The organism is Pseudomonas sp. LF-5 (genome assembly GCF_037626295.1).
GTDB lineage: Bacteria > Pseudomonadota > Gammaproteobacteria > Pseudomonadales > Pseudomonadaceae > Aquipseudomonas > Aquipseudomonas monsensis.
The window spans coordinates 25,938-43,894 of sequence record NZ_JARKMT010000001.1; the positions used below are offsets into that span (position 1 = coordinate 25,938).

The window sequence follows — 17,957 nt, forward strand, 5'->3', positions numbered from 1 at the left end:
AACAATTCCGTACCATCCGCAACCCTCTTTTTCCGCGAACACCCGCGGCCGTGCTCATCGGCCGCCCAGTCAGGTAAACCATGAAACCGATTCGTCTGCGCGCCGATGTCCTGGCCGGACTCACCACCTCGTTTGCCCTGTTGCCCGAGTGCATTGCGTTTGCGCTGGTGGCTCACCTCAACCCGCTGATGGGCCTGTATGGCGCGTTCATCATTTGTACGCTGACCGCTTTGTTTGGCGGCCGGCCGGGCATGGTCTCCGGTGCAGCGGGTTCGATGGCGGTGGTCATCGTCGCGCTGGTGGTGCAACACGGCGTGCAATACCTGCTGGCGACGGTGTTGCTCGGCGGCCTGATCATGATGGCGTTCGGGCTGCTGCGTCTGGGTAAACTGGTGCGCATGGTGCCGCACCCGGTGATGCTCGGTTTCGTCAACGGTCTGGCGATCATCATTGCGCTGGCGCAACTGGAGCATTTCAAGAACGGTGAAGCCTGGCTCAGCGGCACGCCGTTGTACCTGATGACCGGGCTGGTGCTGTTGACCATGGCCATCGTCTATCTCCTGCCGCGCCTGACCCGCGCGGTGCCGCCGGCCCTGGTGGCAATCCTCGGCGTCGGCCTGCTGGTCTACCTGTTTGGCCTGCCGACCCGCACTTTGGGCGACATGGCACACATCGCCGGTGGCCTGCCGACTTTCGCGCTGCCGGACATTGCATGGAATCTCGAAACCCTGCGCATCATCGCGCCGTACGCAATCCTGATGGCGCTGGTCGGGTTGCTGGAAACCCTGCTGACCCTCAACCTCACCGATGAAATCACCGAGACCCGAGGCTATCCGGATCGCGAATGCGTGGCGCTGGGCGCGGCGAATATGGTCAGCGGCGCATTCGGCGGCATGGGCGGTTGCGCGATGATTGGCCAGACGGTGATCAACCTCAGTTCCGGCGGGCGGGGGCGTCTGTCGGGTGTGGTGGCGGGGGTGTTGATTCTGTTGTTTATCCTGTTTCTGTCGCCGCTGATCGAGCGTATTCCGCTGGCGGCGCTGGTCGGGGTGATGTTCGTGGTGTCGCAGCAGACCTTCGCCTGGGCCTCGTTGCGGGTGCTGAATAAAGTGCCGCTCAACGATGTGCTGGTGATCATTGCGGTGACAACCATCACCGTGTTCACCGATCTGGCCACGGCGGTGCTGTGCGGCATCATCATCGCCGCGCTCAATTTCGCCTGGCAGCAGGCTCGCGAGTTGTACGCCGATGAACATCTGGAGGCCGATGGCAGCAAACTCTATCGCCTGCATGGCACGTTGTTTTTTGCTTCGACCACGCCGTTCCTCAATCAATTCGATCCGGCCAACGATCCGGCGAAGGTGACGCTGGATTGCCGGCATTTGAGCTTCGTCGATTATTCGGCGATCGCCGCGCTGAAAACCTTGCGCGAGCGCTACGCCAAGGCGGGCAAGGAATTGCAGGTGTTTCACCTCTCCGAGCGCTGCAAGAAACTGCTCAAGCGTGCCGGCGTCGAGCACCACTGATCCTGTATGGGAGCGGGCTTGCTCGCGAAGGCGTCGTGTCATTCAACGCTGAAGTTGAGTGATCCATCGCCTTCGCGAGCAAGCCCGCGCCCACATTGGTTTTTGCGTTTAAGCGATGGCCGGGAAGTCGATGTCGGTCAGCGCGGTGTTGTTCAGATAGTTGGTCAGGGTCTGCACGGCCACCAGCGCGATCACTTCTATGATCTTCACGTCGTTGATGCCGGCAGCGCGTGCGGCGGCGATCTGTTCGTCGTTCAAGTGGCCGCGGCTTTCGGTCAACTGCCGGGCGAGCGTGGCGTAGGCGTTGAGTTCACCCTGACGCGCGGCGACGATGTCTTCGGCCGACAGCCCGGCCTTGCCGGCAAACAGCGTGTGTGCTGCCAGGCAATAATCGCACCCGTTGACCTGCGACGTGGCGAGGTACACCGCTTCCTTTTCCTTGGCGCTGAGCGAGGTTTTGCCGAGGATCGCCGAGGCTTGCACGTAGGTTTCCAGCGCCACCGGCGCCTGGGCCAGGGTGGCGAACAGATTCGGCAGGAAACCGATCTTCTTTTTCACGCCTTCCAGTACCGGGCGAGTGGCGTCAGTGGCGGTGTCGAGGCTGATAGCGTTGATGCGGCTCATGGTGATTCTCCGAAAATCCGCGGCGAAGTGCAGCGGGGATGGAGGCCATGTTAGGCAGCGCAACTGGCGCCTTGGCGGCAAATCGTCGAGGATATGCGGCAGATCGTCCAGAATTGCCGGCCAAGCGCCTTCGCGACACGGCGTCAGCGGTGCAACCAAAAAAGCAGTAGATTTGCCTCGGAGTCGCCCATGGATCGCCTTTCCACCTTGCTCAGCCATTTCGGCGTAAACGCCGGGACCTTTCACAGCGGCACGTTTTGCGGCCTCAGCGTGCATGCCGACGAACCGTGTGGCCATGTGCACCTGTTGCAAGCGGGCGAGTTGCTGCTCAAACCCGGCAACGCGCGCGAAATCAGACTCGATGAGCCCTCGCTGATTTTCTTTCCCGGCCCCTTTGCCCATCGGATGTTCGCCGACGAGGCCATGAACCCCCGGATCGTCTGCGCGACGCTGACATTTGACGGCGGTTCCGGTAATGCCCTGGCGGCAGCCTTGCCGGATTATCTGGTGCTCAAACTTACGGAGATACCGGAGCTGGGCAGCACGCTGGAGTGGTTGTTCAAGGAGGCTTTCGAAGCGCATTGCGGGCGGGTGGCAGTGATGGACCGGTTGTTCGAATTGCTGGTGATTCTGTTGTTGCGCCACCTTATCGAGCGTCGCGAACAGCAGCCGGGGATGATGGCCGGGCTGGCCGATCCACGGCTGTCATGTGCACTGAACCTGATCCACGAACAACCGGAAAAACCGTGGAGCGTGGCCGAACTTGCCGCCGCCGCCAACCTGTCCCGCGCAGGATTTGCCGAACACTTTCGCCGCGTCGTCGGGCAGCCACCGGCGGATTATCTGCTGAGCTGGCGAGTCAGTCTGGCGCAAAAACGTCTGCGCGAAGGCAAGCCGATTGCGTTGATTGCCGAAGAAGTCGGCTATGAAAGTCCGTCGGCGCTGGCCCGGGCGTTTCGACGCAAGACCGGGCTCAGTCCTCGAGCGTGGAAGGCAGCCAACTGAAGTCATTTGGCGAATTTCTTCGCTCCGACCACGCATGAAATCACGCCCAGCGTCACTGCCAGCATGCCGAGGCTGACGTGTTCATGCAGCAGTGTCGCGGCCAGGGCCAGGCCGAAAAACGGTTGCAGCAACTGCAACTGACCGACCGCCGCGATCCCGCCCTGAGCCAGGCCGCGATACCAGAAAACGAAGCCGATCAACATGCTGAACAACGCGACGTAGGCCAGGCAAAGCCACGCTGACAGACTGATGTCGTGGAACGAGGCGGGCGCCAGCCACAGACTCAGCAGCGCCATCACCGGCAGCGCCAACACCAGGGCCCAGCAGATCACCTGCCAGCCACCGAGGCTTCGTGACAGTTTTGCGCCTTCGGCGTAACCGAGGCCGCAGGCCAGAATGGCGGCGAGCATCAGCAGGTCGCCGGTGGGCGAAGCGGTCAGCCCCTGGGCCAGGGCGAATCCGACCACCAGCGCACTGCCAAGTATCGAGAAGATCCAGAACACCGGTCGTGGCCGTTCACCGCCGCGCAACACGCCGAAAATCGCGGTGGCCAGCGGCAGTAGTCCGACGAACACAATCGAATGCGCCGAGGTCACGTGTTGCAAGGCCAACGCGGTCAGCAACGGAAAACCGAGCACCACGCCGAGCGCGACAATCAACAGCGACCACCACTGCTCGCGCGCCGGACGTGGTTCGCGAAACAGCCACAACAGCGCCACCGCACACAACCCGGCAATGGCTGCGCGTGCCACGGTGAGAAACACCGGATCGAATTCCAGCACGGCCAGACGCGTGGCCGGCAATGAGCCGCTGAAGATCACCACGCCGATAAAGCCGTTGATCCAGCCGCTGGTTTTGTCCAGGGTCGGGTGGGGCAGATTCGAGGTTTGTTCCATACGCCTTCATGCTCGGAGAGGGGGTTGTGTTTCGGTCATGCTAGGGCCGAGAATCAGCACAATCAAAGAATTGTCATGGATACATCCAGCGATGCCGCGATCCCGCTACAAGACACTGGTCGACGCTTACGCCGGCGACATCCGCGCCGGGCATCTGGCGCCGGGCACACGATTGCCGACCCACCGGGAACTGGCGGCCAGCGCCGGGCTGGCGCTGGCCACCGCGTCGCGGGTGTACGCCGAGCTGGAGGCGATGGGGCTGGTCAGCGGCGAAACCGGACGCGGCACTTTTGTGCGGGAGACCTCGTTGGCGCCGGGGCAGGGCATTGATCAGAAAGACGTGGCGGTCGGCATGATCGACCTCAATTTCAACTACCCGTCGTTGCCCGATCAGGCCGACCTGTTGCGCACGGCGCTGCGCCAGTTGGCACTGTCCGGCGACCTTGAAGCGCTGTTGCGTTATCAGCCCCACGCCGGTCGCCAGCACGAACGCGCTTCGGTGGCGCGCCATCTGACGGCGCGCGGGGTCAACGTCGACGCCGCGCAAGTGTTGATCGTCAATGGCGCTCAGCAAGGGCTGGCGGTGACGCTGATGGCGTTGCTCAAGCCCGGCGATGTCATCGCGGCCGACGCGCTGACCTATTCCGGTTTCAAAGTGCTGGCCGAAGCGTTGCATCTGGAGGTAGTGGCGATCCCGTGTGGCGAGCACGGGCCGGATCTGTCGGCACTCGACGCGCTGTGCCGCCAGCGCCCGGTGCGCGCGGTGTACAGCATGCCGACGCTGCACAATCCACTGGGTTGGGTGATGCCGATCGAGCAGCGCGAGCAACTGGTCATGCTTGCCCGCCAACATGACCTGATCCTGATCGAAGACGCGGCCTACGCCTTTCTGGTGGACAACCCGCCACGGACCTTGATCGACATGGCACCGGAGCGCACGGTGTACGTGTCCGGGCTGTCAAAGAACATTGCGACCGGTCTGCGCGTCGGTTTTATTGCGGCGCCCGACACGAGGGTGCCGGCACTGGAGCGGATCATCCGCGCCACCACTTGGAACACCCCCGGGGTGATGACCGCGATGGCATGCGGCTGGCTCGATGACGGCACCGTCACGCTGCTCGAGGCGCAAAAGCGTCACGATGCCAGGGCGCGCCAGACACTGGCCGCCGAGTTGTTGAAGGGCCTGCGCTGCATTGGCCATCCGTCCTCGTACTTCCTGTGGCTGCCGCTGCCGGAAGACGTGCGCGCCGATCAGATCGTCGTGGCGTTGATGCACGAACAGATTTCGGTCACCACGGCGGAGCCGTTTTCGGTGTCGACGCAGGTGCCCCACGCGATTCGGCTGGCGTTGGGGTCGGTGGACATGGACGTCTTGCGTCAAGCGTTGATCACCGTCAGAAAGGTCATCGGCGCGTATCTGTAAGCTTTCGCTGGCGAGAAAACCGTGGCGAGGGAGCTTGTTCCCGCTGGACTGCGCAGCAGTCCTGTGTTTGCGGCCGCTTCGCCACCCGGCGCGAGCAAGCTCGCTCGCCACAAAATGTTAGCCTTGGCGCACTTGCACGACACTGCTTTGGATCGTTTGATGAAAAACAGCGCTTTCCTGTCCCTGACCTTGATCCTTGCCGCAGGCCTTTTCGGCACCTCCGCGCACGCCGCCGGCGACCCTGAGGCCGGCGCCAGGATCTTCCCGCGCCTGTGCGGCGGCTGCCATCAGGTCGGCGAATCCGCCCGGCCGGGCTTCGGTCCGCAACTCAACGGCATCATTGGCCGCAAGGCCGGGACCTCGGCGAACTACGTTTATTCCGACGCGATGAAAAATGCCGGCCTGACTTGGGACCGCGACACGCTGACGGCGTACCTGAAAGATCCGAAAGGCGTGGTGCCTGGCACGCGGATGATTTTTTGGGGGCTGAGCGACCAGGAAAAACTCGACAACCTGCTGGCCTACCTCCAGACCTTCGCGCAATAAGGGCCGGCGTTTGATTTCTGATCGCCGCCACGCTTGGCGTGGGAGTGCCTCACGGACTGCGTACCCACGTAGCGCGTGGTTACGATCAGAGAGGCGAGGTGATGATTGCGTGATGCGCCACTCGGTTGCGTCCCGCCGCTTTCGCCTGGTACAGCTGTTGATCGGCGCGTTTGATCAGGGCGGTGGGGCTGTTGTCCGCCGGGTCCGCCAGGCCCACGCCGATGCTCACCGTGACGTGTTCGACCACCGGGAAGTGCGTGTCGGCAATCGCCGCGCGGATTTTCTCGGCGACCACTTCCGGGGTGTCGGGCTGGGCGATTTCCGGCAACAGGACAGCGAACTCTTCACCGCCGTAACGGGCGACGAAATCGGTGGTGCGCAGGCTGGCGCCGATCAATTGGGCCAATTGCCTGAGCACGTCATCGCCCACCGCATGGCCGTGGGTATCGTTGATGCGTTTGAAATGGTCGGCGTCGATCAACAGCAGCGCAAACGGGCGCCCGGTGCGGCGCGACAGCAGCGTGTATTCGGTGAGTTTTTCGTCGAAGCGGCGACGGTTGTAGGCGCCGGTCAGCGCGTCGTGGGTCGCCAGGCTCAGCAGCTCGGCGTTGGCCTGGCGCAGATCGGCCGTGCGCTGCGCCACGATGGCTTCCAGCGATGCATTGGCCTCCTGCAGTTCGCGTTCCTTGCCGAGCAGCGACTGCGTCATTGCATCGATCGACTGGCCAAGCTGGGCGATTTCCCGCACCGGGTGCTGCAACGGAAAGTGCGCACCGGGCTGGTTGTCCTGCACCTGTTTGGCCGAACGCGCCAGCTGTTCGATCGGACGACTCAGGTACAGCGCCAGATAATAGGCCACCACGCCAAACAGTACGGCAGCGACCACCCCCAGCAAGAGCAATTTATACAGCAGCATATGCGCCGGTTGCAGCGCGGTTTCCAGGGGCTGGCGCACGGCAATCGACCACGACAGTGCACTGCTCGACGGTGTTGGTACTTTAACCATACTGGTCAGGTAGCCATCGCCCACCGACCAGCCCGGCGCGCGTGAATCACTCGTCGACAATCGCTGGCCCATCAAGGCTTCGGGGTAGAGCACTTTGCCGTCGTGATCGATGATCAGCGCTTCGATGTCCGGTGCCGAGTTCTTGTGGGAGAACGCCGCCGATTCGACAATGCGCGTCACCCAGTTCCAGTGCGCGTGCGCGCCCAGCACACCAATCACCTGATCGGCGGCGTTACGGATCGGCGCCGCGAAGTCGATGAAACGCAACGGTTCGCCGCTGGGCGACCCCGGCAGCAGTTTGGCCAGCAGCACCGCTTCATGAGGATTGCCGGTGTATTCGCCGCGCAGTCCGGCCTGAAACCACGGCCGTTGTTGCACCGATTGGCCGACCAGCAAGCCGTTCACCGCTTGATGCACGTTGCCTGCGGCATCGGTCACGCCCATCCACGCATATTCGGCGCGGGCCTGAGTGCGCAGTTGCAACGATTTGAGAATGGCCGGGTTGTCCAGATCACCGCGTTCCAGATGCGGCGCCCGGCTGAGCAGATACACCTCCAACTGCCGCTCGCGCAGTTGTTCACCCAGCAACGACGCGGCCGAACGTGCCGTATTGAGCAGCGCGCTGCCACTGGCCTGCTTCATCTGCTCGGTGGCGATATGGCCCACATAAAAGCCCACGCTCAATAACGTCAGCAGGGACAAACCGGTAAACCAGAGAGTGAGATGGCTACGCAGACTGGCTTTGAGCATGGGCGGTGTCTGTCTTCATTGGAGTGGCGCCATGGTATGCGACATCGGCGATCAGCTGCCAGCGAAGCGGTTCACGAACCGGGACGAAACCGCCGACACGAAAAAGCCCGGCTGATCAGGCCGGGCTTTCAATGGGGACAGCGGCAGTGCTTTGGGCTCAAGCGTTGCGGCTTTCGATCAGACGATCAGAGCCACCTTCGGCAACGCGGCGTTCGAGCAGACGATCAGAGCCGCCTTCGGCAACGCGGCGTTCGAGCAGACGATCAGAGCCACCTTCGGCAACGCGGCGGTCGATCAGACGATCAGAGCCGCCTTCGGCAACGCGGCGGTCGATCAGACGATCCGAACCGCCTTCGGCAACGCGGCGTTCGAGCAGACGATCGGAGCCACCTTCGGCAACGCGGCGTTCGAGCAAACGATCCGAACCGCCTTCAGCCACACGGCTTTCAATCAACTTGTCCGAGCCGCCTTCGGCGATCAGGGTGTGCGCCGGGGTTGCGGCGAAAGCGTTAACTGCAAAAACCGAGAAAGCGATGCTGAGAAGGGTCTGGCGTTTCATGATCGTGTGCTCCGGGGTGTTTTGGGTTGGTATGGAGCGGATGTTACGCCGCAGAATTTTTATGAGAACTTCATTGCCGTGATGGTAAACATCGACGGCAATGATGGTCCCCCAAACCCCACACCAACCACTTGTAGGTGCTGGCGCCGGCTGCGATCTTTTGATCCTGACGTCGCTCAGCGTGAGTTCCCGGCCCGAACACACAACTCCCCGGTAGCTCTGACCAACGCCAGCTCATGCAGCGCATCCCGCGCCAGCCCCTTGCGCGCCTCCATCACCCAGGCTGGACAATCCGCAGCCTGGCGATACGGCGCAAACGCTGCATATTGCTGCAACAGCCGGCTCTGCAACTCATCCAGTCGCGGGCGGATCTGCTGGCCCAGGTCCGGCCGCGGTGTGTCCGGCGCCGCCCCGGCCGCCTGCCATTGCGCGAGCAAGCCGTACTGCACCAGCTTGTTGGCTTCCATCTGCGCCGCGAGCAACTGTGCAACGTCTTCAGGATCCAGCTTGCGTTCAACGGCCAGCGCGCGGGCGTTGGCAATGACCTGCGCTTCACGCGGGCTGTCCTGAATCGGCTTGCCGCTGTCCCATTTGGTCAACGCCACCTGATCGCCGATGTTCAGGCGTTCGTTCAGGGTCATCAACAAGGGTTTCAACGACTCGGGCGCTGCGGCTGAGGCGGCGTGGGCGGTGCCGGCGAACAGAGCCAGCAAGGCACAGGAGAGCAGGCGTGACGGCGGGAGCATGGGCATGGCCTCGATTGAAATATAAACACGGGGCTCAAATGTTAATTGCACCCCGCTTGCAAGTCACCGAAGCTATCCTGCATCAGTCTTCCCGTGTCGAGATGGACCTCCAGTCAATGCAAACCCCTAGCGCCATCAAACCTCTCTGGCAAACCTACTTGCTGTTTCTGGCGCCGATGGTGTTGTCCAATTTCCTGCAATCGATGTCCGGCACCGTCAACAGCATCTACATCGGTCAGATGCTCGGCACGCAGGCCTTGGCGGCGGTGTCGGGGATGTTCCCCATCGTGTTCTTTTTCATTGCCCTGGTGATCGGCCTCGGTGCCGGCGCCGGTGTACTGATCGGTCAGGCGTGGGGCGCGCGTGAGCCGCACATGGTCAAGGCGATTGCCGGGGCGACGCTGCTGTTGGGGGTATTGATCGGTCTGGTCGCGGCGGTACTCGGCAGCGTTTTTGCGCGGCAGGCGTTGGCCGGGTTGGGCACGCCGGCGGATGTGCTCGACGATGCGGTGGCGTATGCCCACGTGATGATGTGGATTCTGCCGTCGATGCTGGTGTTCGTGTTGTTCACACAGTTGCTGCGCGGGGTCAGCGATACGCTGTCGCCGTTGCTGGCGTTGATGGTATCGACCTGCGTCGGGCTGGCGCTGACGCCAGCGCTGATACGGGGCTGGTTCGGCTTGCCGCAGATGGGCATTCAGAGCGCGGCCTATGCGGGACTGGCGGGTAACCTGTCGGCGATGGCGTGGTTGGCGTGGCGCCTGATTCGCAAGAGGCATCCGCTGGCGCCGGATCGCGAGTTCTTCGCCGCGTTGCGCCTGGACGCGGCAATTCTCGGCAAGGTCCTGCGCATCGGTCTGCCGACCGGGGTGCAGATGATCGTGCTGTCGTTGTCCGAGCTGGTGATTCTGGCGCTGGTCAACCAGCATGGTTCACAGGCGACGGCGGCCTATGGCGCGGTGACCCAGATCGTCAACTACGTGCAGTTCCCGGCGTTGTCGATTGCGATCACCGCGTCGATCCTCGGCGCCCAGGCCATCGGGGCCGGACGGCTGGAACGCATGGGGCCGATCCTGCGCACCGGGCTGCTGATCAACGTGTGCCTGACCGGCGGATTGATTGTGCTGGGCTATTTGCTGTCGCACTGGTTGCTGGGTTTGTTCCTGACCGAGGACAGCACCCGCGCCATGGCCGAACATCTGCTGCACATCATGTTGTGGAGCCTGCTGGTGTTTGGCTTCCAGGCGATCATCGGCGGGATCATGCGTGCCAGCGGTACGGTGCTGGTGCCTGTGGCGATCGCAATCATCTGCGTGGTCGGTGTGCAGTTGCCGGCGGCGTACTGGCTGGACGGGCAATATGGTTTGCAGGGCGTGTGGATGGCGTTCCCGGTCGCGTATCTGGGGATGCTGGTGCTGCAGACCCTGTATTACAAGCTGGTCTGGCAGCATCAGAAGATCGAACGCCTGGTTTGAATACAGCCAAATGCAGAAGCTGCCGCAGGGGCGTGGGTGGTGTAACCGGCCGATGTTTGCTTAAGTCAATCGAGCCCCCGACGACAACGCGCTGCCCGGAGAATCCCATGTCGATTCGTTTGTTGCTGGTTGCCGCGTTGTTCCTGTGCGCCATTCCCGCCGTGCAGGCGGTGGAATACACCCGGGTCAACACCGCCGCCAGCCAGATCAGTTTCACGTACAACCAGATGGGTTCGCGGATATACGGCACGTTCGCCAAGTTCGACGCGACGCTGAAGCTCGACACCGACAACCTCGCCAACGCCCAGACCACCTTGCACATTGACCTCACCAGCATCGACGCCGGCAGTGAAGATGCCAATACCGAACTGGTGAAACCGGCGTGGTTCGATACTGCGAAATTCCCCGTGGCGGTGTTCGAGTCCAGCCAATTCACTCGGGTTTCCGCAAACCACTATCTGATCGCCGGCCGTCTCACCCTCAAGGGCATCACCCGTGATGTGAAGGTGCCGGTGGAACTGAAACCAGACAGTGACATCGGCATTTTCGACGGTGAACTGTTGCTCGACCGCGACAGGTTCGGCTTGGGTGCGGGGGAGTGGGCGGACACTGTGGTGTCCAGGGAAATTGCCATCAAGTTCAGAGTGGTGGCGCCACAGCAGTGACGCCACCTGCCCGGATCAATAGGCGCGCCAGTGCCCCGGCACCCAGCGCCACTCATTGCCGCCCCAGCGATAATGGCCCGCGACCCAGTGATAGCCCGGTGCAGGCATCACCGGCACCACTTCCACCGGTGGCGGTGGCCGGTGCGGACGCGCCGGTGCAATCACGCAACCGGACAGGGTGATCGCCACCAGCGTAGCGGCGAGGAGCGATTTAACGGTGTTTGACATGGTGAAGTTCCCGATAGATGAGGTGTACAGCGTGTCGGGCGATCAACGCACCCAATGCCCTTCAATCCAGACCCAGTTAGGCCCGCGAGCCTGCCAGTGCCCCGGTTTCCAGCGCGCGCCGTAGCGCACCGGTTGCCAGTGACCGGGCACCCAGACATAACCGCGTCCTTGCCAGCGCCAATGGCCCTGATCCCAGACATAACCGGGACGCGCGCCCGGCATCACTTCCATGCGCATCGGCGGCGGTGCTTGCTGAACGATCACCACCGGTTGCGCGAACACCGGCGCGCTGCCCAGCGCGGCCAGGGTGAGCGGCACCAGCAGCAGGGTTTTTCGCCATTTGGACAGGGAACGCAAAACGCTCATGACAACTCCTCAAGGCCTGCGTGGAAAAGTGAACGCAGTTGAGGAATTGGACGCCGAATCGGCAAAAGATCCTGTGCGCGGCAGATGAAATTTTATTCAGAGAGGAGGGCGGCGCGAGGCTGACAGGTGGCGCGCCAGCAAGGTATGCCGCACGCGCCGAGGCCGGGAGGTGAACCTGGGTTCAATAGAACCGGTCTTGTTCTTTCATCGCCTGAATCTGCCAGAACGTCCTGCCCGAGATCAGCAGAAACAGCAGGGCGAGCAACACACCACCGGTCATGATGTAGAACCCGGTCTTGTAGCTTTGCAGCTGGCTGGCGATGCAGCTTTTGTCAGGCATCCAGCGCGAAACCAGCAGCGGGATGGGGCCATCGACTTCGTACTGGGTGTGTTCGGCGTAGCGCTCGTCGGCATGCTGCCCCTCATGAACCTGGCCTTGCTCATCGGCATAGCGATAGTGGATGACCTTGCCATTTTTGTTCATCGGGATGTTTTCCAGCTGCGTGACAGTGCCACGGGTGTCCACGCCGTTGAGATTCAACACGCCATACAGGATGCCCTGATTGCGGGCCATACCGGCCAGAAGCAAGACCACGCAGCAGGCGACGGTCAACATGACGATGCGGTTATAGAGGTGATCCTTGGCAGCTTCGCGCGTGTAATACATGGCCCGATCCTTGGTCTTGGCGGAGAGAGAGGTCGTTACATCGGCGCGCGCAAAGGGATCTTTAGGCGGTAGCCGGTCGCGTCACGGTATGATGTCGCGGTTCGTCGACCGCCGCGGTTGTCGGCGACGCTTTTTACCGTCGGAGTTCGCCATGCCACGCATCACCCATTACAAAACCCCATGCCCGGAAAGCGTCAACAGCCAGATCCTGCAGATGGTCGTCGACTACTTGACCGACATCAGCGCGGTCGGACTCGGCCCGAGCAACCTGCTGTACAACGTTTATCAGTACGTGGTCGGTTATGAGGTGCATTTGTATCTGGAAGCGCTGAACGGCGAGAAGGGCACCGAGGTGGAGTTGCTGGTGGCGACCGATGACGATGACCCGCAACAGCTGATCGGTTTTCTGCTGTACCTGCCGGTGCAGGGCGATTGGGAAGCCTGCAGCGTGGCGTACATGGCCGTGCGTGAAGGGCATCGGCGCCAAGGGGTGGCACGGGCGATGATCGCTGAAATGGTCGGGCGTTACCCTCACGCCGAACTGGCCTGTAGCGTCGGCAAAGTCCCGTATTTCGAGGCGCTGGGTTTTGACGTGATCGGGCAGCGCGAGACACAGGTGCTGATGAGCACCCGGCATTACCGCAGCAACGGTCTGCGCGGTTTCATCGACACCACGCCGATCTACCGGTCACTGGAAGTGCAGCAGATTCACACCTATCTGCTGCAGAAGAACGGCAAGCGCGCCATGCTCGATGCGGAGAAACAACGCGACCGGCATCTGGATCAAGTCACCCGTCACACCGAAGCATTCGTACGCCAGCGTCTCACCGTGCACTGATTGCGTACCCGGCCAATTCCCGCAGACAAAAAAAGAGCCTCAAAGCTCTTTGATGGGGAGGAAGTAGAGCCCGTGAGGCTCAAGATGCGCATGAAGCCAGGCACGGGCTTGATTTGGGGTTCAGAGCACCCGCGCCTACGCAGCGCTGGATGAGCCAAGTCACTGCGTCATTCCATTCTGTGAGCGTGGCAGGGCGGGCTCAAGTACCGCCAGTCGCGCGGATTGCGGCGCGAGGCAGCGCCACGGTAGCGCCGCTCCTCCAGGCAACAGTGATGTTAGCGGGCGCCGGGCCAGCCTGCTTGGGCGAGGGCGGCGAGCAGGGTCTCGGCATCCAGTCCCGGCACCGAGTGGCCGTTGCCGTCGGTGCTGTCGCTGGCGAGCAGGGCGTTGATGATCGCTTCTTCCACCGCTTCGGTTGCCGCCAGAAACAGCTCGCTGATGTGGTCGTTATTGACCATGCGCAATCCGTCGCAGGTCGGCGCGCCTTTGCCTTCGTAGGCGGCGGGTGGCACCTGAGCGTTACCGGTGGCGAAGGCGATGAAAATGTCGCCGCTGTGGTCTTCGTTACCACCGCCGGTCCGCGCCAGACCCAGGCTGGCACGCTGTGCCAGACGCGTGCATTGATGCGGCAACAACGGTGCATCGGTGGCCAGGCAGACGACGATCGAGCCCATGCCCGGATGCGGCAGCGAGGCACGCAAAAACGGCGAGTCCTTTTGCTCCATGTAACGCCCGACCGGATAACCATCGACCCGCAGCTCACTGCGAATGCCGTGGTTGGCTTGGACGATGGCGCCCACGGTCCAGCCGCCCTGGGCAGCGCTCAAACGCCGCGATGCGGTGCCGATGCCACCCTTGAGTTCATGGCAGATCATGCCACTGCCACCCCCCACGGCGCCTTCTTCGACCGGGCCGTCCACCGCACTGTTCATTGCTTCGGCAACATGCTCGGGCTGCACGTGGAAACCGTTGATGTCATTGAGCAAGCCATCGAAGGTTTCCAGCACCACCGGCATGTTCCAGTAGAGCCGGCCGTCATCCGGTTGTTGCTGACGATCCAGGGCAATCATCGCATCACGCACCACACCGAGGCTGTGGGTGTTGGTGAAGGCGATCGGGCTGGTCAGCAGGCCGGCCTCGCGAATCCATTCCAGCCCCGTGGCATCGCCGTTGCCGTTGAGCACATGCACACCGGCGAAACACGGCTGCTGGTTGGTTGACCCCGGACGCGGTTCGATCAGCGTGACGCCAGTGCAGATGTCCCGGCCGGCGCTGCTGCGCCCGCGCACATTGCTGTGGCCGACGCGGATGCCGGGCACGTCGGTGATGGCGTTGAGCGGGCCGGGCGGTAACTGGCCGATGCGGATATTGAGGTCGCGGGCACGAGGTTTCATTGAGGTTGGTCTCTCTATAAAAAGTCTGAACAAGTCACGATTGCTGTGAGAGCGGGCTTGCCCGCGAAGGCGGCGTGTCAGGCGACAACGATACTGGCTGACCGGACGCTATCGCTGGCAAGCCAGCTCCCCCAGGGGTTTGTGGTCTACAGGAGGGTTACTGGCCGTTCTTGACCTTGCTCCACACCCGCGTGCGCACCCGCTCGGTGGCTTTGGGCAGCGGCTCGAGGGTGTACAGCGTGGCCATGGCGCTGGCAGACGGATACACCGCCGTGTTGTCGCGCGTGGCTGCGGCCACCAACGGCGTGGCCGCGCGATTGCCGTTCGGATAGGACAGATGCTCACTGACCGGCGCGATCACTTCAGGGCGCAGCAGGTAGTCGATGAAGGCCAGGCCTTGCGTGCGGTTCGGTGCGTCCTTGAGCAACACCAGGGTGTCGAACCACACCGGCGCACCTTCCTTGGGCAGGCTGTAGGCGATCTTCACGCCGTTGCCTGCCTGCTCGGCGTTGGTCTTGGCTTCGAGCATCGCCCCCGACCAGCCCACTGCCACGCAGATGTTGCCGTTGGACAGGTCGCTGATGAATTTCGACGAGTTGAAGTAAGCGATGTGCGGGCGCAGTTTGAGCAGCAGCGCCTCGGCTTTCTTGTAGTCCTCGGGATCGGTGCTGTTCGGCGGCAGCCCCAGATAGTGCAGGGCCACCGGCAGCATTTCCGAGGGTGAATCGAGCATCGCCACGCCGCACTGGCCGAGTCTGGCAAGGTTGTCTTCGTTGAACACCAGGTCCCAGGAGTCCACCGGCGCCTTGTCGCCCAGGGCTGCGCCCACCTTGTCGACGTTGTAGCCGATACCATTGGTGCCCCACAGATACGGCACGGCGTACTGGTTGCCGGGATCGTTGTTGGCGAGTTTTTTCAGCAGATCGTTGTCGAGGTTTTTCCAGCCCGGCAGTTGCTCACGGGGCAGCGGGGCGAGGGCGCCGGCCTTGATCAGCGTCGGCAGGCTGTAGTTGCTCGCCACTACCACGTCGTAGCCACTGCGGCTGGTCATCAGTTTGCCTTCGAGCACTTCGGCGCTGTCGAAGGTGTCGTAGACCGGTTGAATGCCGCTGTCGCGCTGAAAGTCGTGCAGGGTGTTCGGGCCGATGTAGTCGTACCAGTTGTAAACGTGCACGCTCGGCGCATCGGCGGCCATCGCGCTCAAGGTGACACTGATACAGGCCAGCAGACCCAGGTTGATGCCCAAGTTGATATAGCCACGGTGACGACGCATGATGCGGCACTCCTGGCCTGTGCAGGCCGGTGATGAACAGGAGTGCTCAGCCTATCGGGGCGGTCACGCCTGACCCATTCCCATCATGGGTTACTCAAAAGGGGTAGTGCGTGGACGCGTTGTTGCAGGAGTTGCCGGTGCATCAGAGCCTGGCGCGGGTGTTCAGCAGCGTCGGCGAAGACGGTTTCTGGCGGGCGCTGGTCGACACTCTGCGCCTGCTGGTGCCGCTGGACAACGCGCTGGTCGCGGTCATGAAAGCCGCTCAGGCACCGCAATTGTTGATCGACTTCGACAGCAAGGGCGGCGCCGATGAGCAACAGGAACTTGCCGGTTACAGCGCCGGAATGTATCTGCTCGATCCGTTTTATCAAGCCGCGTCGAATGGCATCGCCGACGGTTTGCATAGCCTGGCCTCGGTGGCGCCGGACCAGTTTCTGCACAGCGAGTATTACCAGAGCTATTTTCGCTCGGTGGTGGGCGAGGATGAGCTGCAGTTCATGATCAACGTCGAAGGCGGCGTGCTCGGTTTGTCACTCGGTCGGGCGACGAGGTTCGACCTGGCCGAGCAGGGCCGGTTGTTATGCGTACGTGATTGGGTCCTGGCAGCGATGCGTCGGCATGTGCAGTTGTTGCCGCCGCAGGGCGTGCCGGTTGAGGCGGTGATCGGCGATCTGGCGACGTTGCTCGATCGTTTTGACGCGCGGCTGACGGTGCGCGAAATCGACACGGCGCGCCTGATTCTGCAGGGCTTTTCCAGCAAGGCGATGGCCCGGCAGCTGGGCATTTCACCGGAAACCGTCAAGGTCCACCGGCGCAATCTCTATCACAAGCTCAATGTGAACGGGCATGGCGAGCTGTTTGCGCTGGTGTTGCGTCCACCCACTGCCTGATGCACCACAGTCCCTGTAGGCGTGAGCCTGCAGGGCTTTTCGGGGGTGTCAGCCGTGGCGCTGGAAGACCAAGGCCTTGAGGCCGCTTTGCGGGTCGATATCGGGGAATTCCGGTGGATTCTCCAGCCGCTGTTCAAAGCGCAGGCTCGGGGCCTCCTGCATCACCCCGTCGATCAGGAAGTCCGCCCCGAACGACGGATCGTTCATGCACGCCAGCACCGTCCCTTGCGCTGTCAGCAACTCCGGCAGACGCCGCAGCACGCGCTGGTAATCCTTGGTCAGCAGAAAACTGCCTTTCTGAAACGACGGCGGGTCGATGATCACCAGGTCATACGGGCCGCTGTTGATCACCTTGCCCCAGGACTTGAACAGGTCATGCCCGAGGAAGCTGACCTTGCTCAGGTCATGGCCGTTCAGGCGATGGTTGTCGCGACCGCGGCTCAGTGCCGCGCGAGACATGTCGAGGTTGACCACATGGCTGGCGCCACCCGCGATGGCCGCCACGGAGAAACCGCAGGTGTAGGCGAAGAGGTTGAGCACCCGTTTGCCGCTGGCCTGCTCGCGCACCCAGTTGCGCCCGTAACGCATGTCGAGAAACAGCCCGGCGTTCTGCTTGCGCCCCAGATCGACGCGATACTGCAAGCCGCCTTCGACGATGGTCATTTCCTCGATCTCCTCGCCCAGCAGCCACTCGGCGGTGCTCTGCGGCAGGTAACGATGCTGGATCAGCAAGGTCTGCGCGCCAGACTGCAGCCACTGCGGCGAACGGCTGATCTGCAGCAACAAGTCCTTGAGTGCTGCGAGTTGTTCGGGCGCCGGCTCCTTGAACAGCGACACCAGCACCACGCCCTGCAACCAGTCCACGGTCACCTGCTCAAGCCCCGGCCAGCAGCGCCCGCGTCCGTGAAACAGGCGACGGGTTTCGCTCGGTGCCGCCGCCAGCGCGGGCAGCAAATGGGCGTGAAGGGTGGCGAGGGCTTCAGGGTTCATCGGTCAGGGTCGGCAAGCAAAAGGGCCGGCATTTTAACCACAAACGGGCGGCGGCGGACGTCTGTCTGCGCCGGTCTTGGGCGTTCTTTC

The 17,957-nt window shown here is 62.5% G+C and carries 19 protein-coding genes; 8 read left to right on the forward strand and 11 right to left on the reverse strand.

Annotation, left to right across the window (positions count from 1 at the left end; genetic code table 11):
• The first annotated feature begins 80 nt into the window (after positions 1 to 80).
• Complete coding sequence (locus tag PseuLF5_RS00155) at positions 81 to 1,526, forward strand: SulP family inorganic anion transporter (RefSeq protein ID WP_123462531.1); 1,446 nt, start codon at positions 81 to 83, stop codon at positions 1,524 to 1,526.
• A 108-nt stretch (positions 1,527 to 1,634) separates the two neighbouring features.
• On the opposite strand, the gene PseuLF5_RS00160 is transcribed toward PseuLF5_RS00155, so the two are convergent.
• Positions 1,635 to 2,150, reverse strand: coding sequence for a carboxymuconolactone decarboxylase family protein (locus PseuLF5_RS00160; RefSeq protein ID WP_128614197.1), 516 nt, complete (start codon positions 2,148 to 2,150; stop codon positions 1,635 to 1,637).
• Positions 2,151 to 2,339: 189 nt separating this feature from the next.
• Here PseuLF5_RS00160 and PseuLF5_RS00165 point away from each other — a divergent pair, with 189 nt between their 5' ends.
• Positions 2,340 to 3,155 carry an AraC family transcriptional regulator gene (locus PseuLF5_RS00165; RefSeq protein ID WP_340132607.1) on the forward strand — a complete coding sequence of 272 codons (816 nt, stop codon included), beginning with the start codon at positions 2,340 to 2,342 and terminating at the stop codon, positions 3,153 to 3,155.
• Between the two features lie 2 nt (positions 3,156 to 3,157).
• Here the strand turns inward: PseuLF5_RS00165 and PseuLF5_RS00170 are convergent, their stop codons facing one another.
• Positions 3,158 to 4,051, reverse strand: coding sequence for a DMT family transporter (locus PseuLF5_RS00170; RefSeq protein WP_128614196.1), 894 nt, complete (start codon positions 4,049 to 4,051; stop codon positions 3,158 to 3,160).
• A 91-nt stretch (positions 4,052 to 4,142) separates the two neighbouring features.
• Here PseuLF5_RS00170 and PseuLF5_RS00175 point away from each other — a divergent pair, with 91 nt between their 5' ends.
• Both PseuLF5_RS00175 and PseuLF5_RS00180 read left to right on the forward strand, forming a co-directional pair.
• Complete coding sequence (locus tag PseuLF5_RS00175; RefSeq protein ID WP_340132608.1) at positions 4,143 to 5,474, forward strand: aminotransferase-like domain-containing protein; 1,332 nt, start codon at positions 4,143 to 4,145, stop codon at positions 5,472 to 5,474.
• A gap of 159 nt (positions 5,475 to 5,633) precedes the next feature.
• A complete protein-coding gene (locus PseuLF5_RS00180) occupies positions 5,634 to 6,020 on the forward strand; it encodes a c-type cytochrome (RefSeq protein ID WP_340132609.1) in 387 nt (128 codons plus the stop codon).
• Positions 6,021 to 6,105: 85 nt separating this feature from the next.
• On the opposite strand, the gene PseuLF5_RS00185 is transcribed toward PseuLF5_RS00180, so the two are convergent.
• From PseuLF5_RS00185 to PseuLF5_RS00195, 3 genes are all read right to left on the reverse strand, one after another.
• Positions 6,106 to 7,776, reverse strand: a complete 1,671-nt coding sequence (locus tag PseuLF5_RS00185; protein WP_340132610.1) for a sensor domain-containing diguanylate cyclase — start codon at positions 7,774 to 7,776, stop codon at positions 6,106 to 6,108.
• Positions 7,777 to 7,933: 157 nt separating this feature from the next.
• Positions 7,934 to 8,335: a hypothetical protein gene (locus tag PseuLF5_RS00190; RefSeq protein WP_340132611.1), complete on the reverse strand. Its 402-nt coding sequence runs from the start codon at positions 8,333 to 8,335 to the stop codon at positions 7,934 to 7,936.
• Between the two features lie 176 nt (positions 8,336 to 8,511).
• Positions 8,512 to 9,087 carry a chorismate mutase gene (locus PseuLF5_RS00195; protein WP_340132612.1) on the reverse strand — a complete coding sequence of 192 codons (576 nt, stop codon included), beginning with the start codon at positions 9,085 to 9,087 and terminating at the stop codon, positions 8,512 to 8,514.
• Between the two features lie 110 nt (positions 9,088 to 9,197).
• On the opposite strand from PseuLF5_RS00195, the gene PseuLF5_RS00200 reads away from it, so the two are divergent.
• Positions 9,198 to 10,556, forward strand: coding sequence for an MATE family efflux transporter (locus tag PseuLF5_RS00200; protein ID WP_123462543.1), 1,359 nt, complete (start codon positions 9,198 to 9,200; stop codon positions 10,554 to 10,556).
• Positions 10,557 to 10,663: 107 nt separating this feature from the next.
• The gene (locus PseuLF5_RS00205) at positions 10,664 to 11,221 is read left to right on the forward strand and encodes a YceI family protein (RefSeq protein ID WP_340132614.1); all 558 of its coding nucleotides are present in this window, start codon (positions 10,664 to 10,666) and stop codon (positions 11,219 to 11,221) included.
• A gap of 15 nt (positions 11,222 to 11,236) precedes the next feature.
• On the opposite strand, the gene PseuLF5_RS00210 is transcribed toward PseuLF5_RS00205, so the two are convergent.
• From PseuLF5_RS00210 to PseuLF5_RS00220, 3 genes are all read right to left on the reverse strand, one after another.
• The gene (locus tag PseuLF5_RS00210) at positions 11,237 to 11,449 is read right to left on the reverse strand and encodes a YXWGXW repeat-containing protein (RefSeq protein ID WP_123462545.1); all 213 of its coding nucleotides are present in this window, start codon (positions 11,447 to 11,449) and stop codon (positions 11,237 to 11,239) included.
• Between the two features lie 42 nt (positions 11,450 to 11,491).
• Positions 11,492 to 11,815 (reverse strand): YXWGXW repeat-containing protein, encoded by a 324-nt coding sequence (locus PseuLF5_RS00215; RefSeq protein WP_340132615.1) that lies wholly within the window; start codon positions 11,813 to 11,815, stop codon positions 11,492 to 11,494.
• Positions 11,816 to 11,996: 181 nt separating this feature from the next.
• On the reverse strand, positions 11,997 to 12,482 hold the full coding sequence (locus PseuLF5_RS00220) for a DUF3592 domain-containing protein (protein ID WP_340132616.1): 486 nt from the start codon (positions 12,480 to 12,482) through the stop codon (positions 11,997 to 11,999).
• A 151-nt stretch (positions 12,483 to 12,633) separates the two neighbouring features.
• Here PseuLF5_RS00220 and PseuLF5_RS00225 point away from each other — a divergent pair, with 151 nt between their 5' ends.
• Complete coding sequence (locus tag PseuLF5_RS00225) at positions 12,634 to 13,320, forward strand: GNAT family N-acetyltransferase (RefSeq protein ID WP_128613685.1); 687 nt, start codon at positions 12,634 to 12,636, stop codon at positions 13,318 to 13,320.
• A gap of 275 nt (positions 13,321 to 13,595) precedes the next feature.
• Here PseuLF5_RS00225 and PseuLF5_RS00230 read toward each other — a convergent pair whose 3' ends face one another.
• Both PseuLF5_RS00230 and PseuLF5_RS00235 read right to left on the reverse strand, forming a co-directional pair.
• Positions 13,596 to 14,714 carry a DmpA family aminopeptidase gene (locus PseuLF5_RS00230; protein ID WP_340132619.1) on the reverse strand — a complete coding sequence of 373 codons (1,119 nt, stop codon included), beginning with the start codon at positions 14,712 to 14,714 and terminating at the stop codon, positions 13,596 to 13,598.
• 157 nt (positions 14,715 to 14,871) lie between these two features.
• Positions 14,872 to 15,987, reverse strand: coding sequence for an extracellular solute-binding protein (locus PseuLF5_RS00235; RefSeq protein WP_340132621.1), 1,116 nt, complete (start codon positions 15,985 to 15,987; stop codon positions 14,872 to 14,874).
• Positions 15,988 to 16,097: 110 nt separating this feature from the next.
• On the opposite strand from PseuLF5_RS00235, the gene PseuLF5_RS00240 reads away from it, so the two are divergent.
• Positions 16,098 to 16,877 carry a helix-turn-helix transcriptional regulator gene (locus tag PseuLF5_RS00240; RefSeq protein ID WP_340132622.1) on the forward strand — a complete coding sequence of 260 codons (780 nt, stop codon included), beginning with the start codon at positions 16,098 to 16,100 and terminating at the stop codon, positions 16,875 to 16,877.
• 48 nt (positions 16,878 to 16,925) lie between these two features.
• On the opposite strand, the gene PseuLF5_RS00245 is transcribed toward PseuLF5_RS00240, so the two are convergent.
• Complete coding sequence (locus PseuLF5_RS00245) at positions 16,926 to 17,867, reverse strand: class I SAM-dependent methyltransferase (protein WP_322374959.1); 942 nt, start codon at positions 17,865 to 17,867, stop codon at positions 16,926 to 16,928.
• Positions 17,868 to 17,957 lie beyond the last annotated feature (90 nt).

Bases quoted from the DNA above. Each gene is read 5' to 3' on its own strand.
- PseuLF5_RS00155 (WP_123462531.1), top strand. From the start codon at position 81: ATGAAACCGATTCGTCTGCGCGCCGATGTCCTGGCCGGACTCACCACC.
- PseuLF5_RS00160 (WP_128614197.1), bottom strand. From the start codon at position 2,150: ATGAGCCGCATCAACGCTATCAGCCTCGACACCGCCACTGACGCCACT.
- PseuLF5_RS00165 (WP_340132607.1), top strand. From the start codon at position 2,340: ATGGATCGCCTTTCCACCTTGCTCAGCCATTTCGGCGTAAACGCCGGG.
- PseuLF5_RS00170 (WP_128614196.1), bottom strand. From the start codon at position 4,051: ATGGAACAAACCTCGAATCTGCCCCACCCGACCCTGGACAAAACCAGC.
- PseuLF5_RS00175 (WP_340132608.1), top strand. From the start codon at position 4,143: ATGCCGCGATCCCGCTACAAGACACTGGTCGACGCTTACGCCGGCGAC.
- PseuLF5_RS00180 (WP_340132609.1), top strand. From the start codon at position 5,634: ATGAAAAACAGCGCTTTCCTGTCCCTGACCTTGATCCTTGCCGCAGGC.
- PseuLF5_RS00185 (WP_340132610.1), bottom strand. From the start codon at position 7,776: ATGCTCAAAGCCAGTCTGCGTAGCCATCTCACTCTCTGGTTTACCGGT.
- PseuLF5_RS00190 (WP_340132611.1), bottom strand. From the start codon at position 8,335: ATGAAACGCCAGACCCTTCTCAGCATCGCTTTCTCGGTTTTTGCAGTT.
- PseuLF5_RS00195 (WP_340132612.1), bottom strand. From the start codon at position 9,087: ATGCCCATGCTCCCGCCGTCACGCCTGCTCTCCTGTGCCTTGCTGGCT.
- PseuLF5_RS00200 (WP_123462543.1), top strand. From the start codon at position 9,198: ATGCAAACCCCTAGCGCCATCAAACCTCTCTGGCAAACCTACTTGCTG.
- PseuLF5_RS00205 (WP_340132614.1), top strand. From the start codon at position 10,664: ATGTCGATTCGTTTGTTGCTGGTTGCCGCGTTGTTCCTGTGCGCCATT.
- PseuLF5_RS00210 (WP_123462545.1), bottom strand. From the start codon at position 11,449: ATGTCAAACACCGTTAAATCGCTCCTCGCCGCTACGCTGGTGGCGATC.
- PseuLF5_RS00215 (WP_340132615.1), bottom strand. From the start codon at position 11,815: ATGAGCGTTTTGCGTTCCCTGTCCAAATGGCGAAAAACCCTGCTGCTG.
- PseuLF5_RS00220 (WP_340132616.1), bottom strand. From the start codon at position 12,482: ATGTATTACACGCGCGAAGCTGCCAAGGATCACCTCTATAACCGCATC.
- PseuLF5_RS00225 (WP_128613685.1), top strand. From the start codon at position 12,634: ATGCCACGCATCACCCATTACAAAACCCCATGCCCGGAAAGCGTCAAC.
- PseuLF5_RS00230 (WP_340132619.1), bottom strand. From the start codon at position 14,714: ATGAAACCTCGTGCCCGCGACCTCAATATCCGCATCGGCCAGTTACCG.
- PseuLF5_RS00235 (WP_340132621.1), bottom strand. From the start codon at position 15,987: ATGCGTCGTCACCGTGGCTATATCAACTTGGGCATCAACCTGGGTCTG.
- PseuLF5_RS00245 (WP_322374959.1), bottom strand. From the start codon at position 17,867: ATGAACCCTGAAGCCCTCGCCACCCTTCACGCCCATTTGCTGCCCGCG.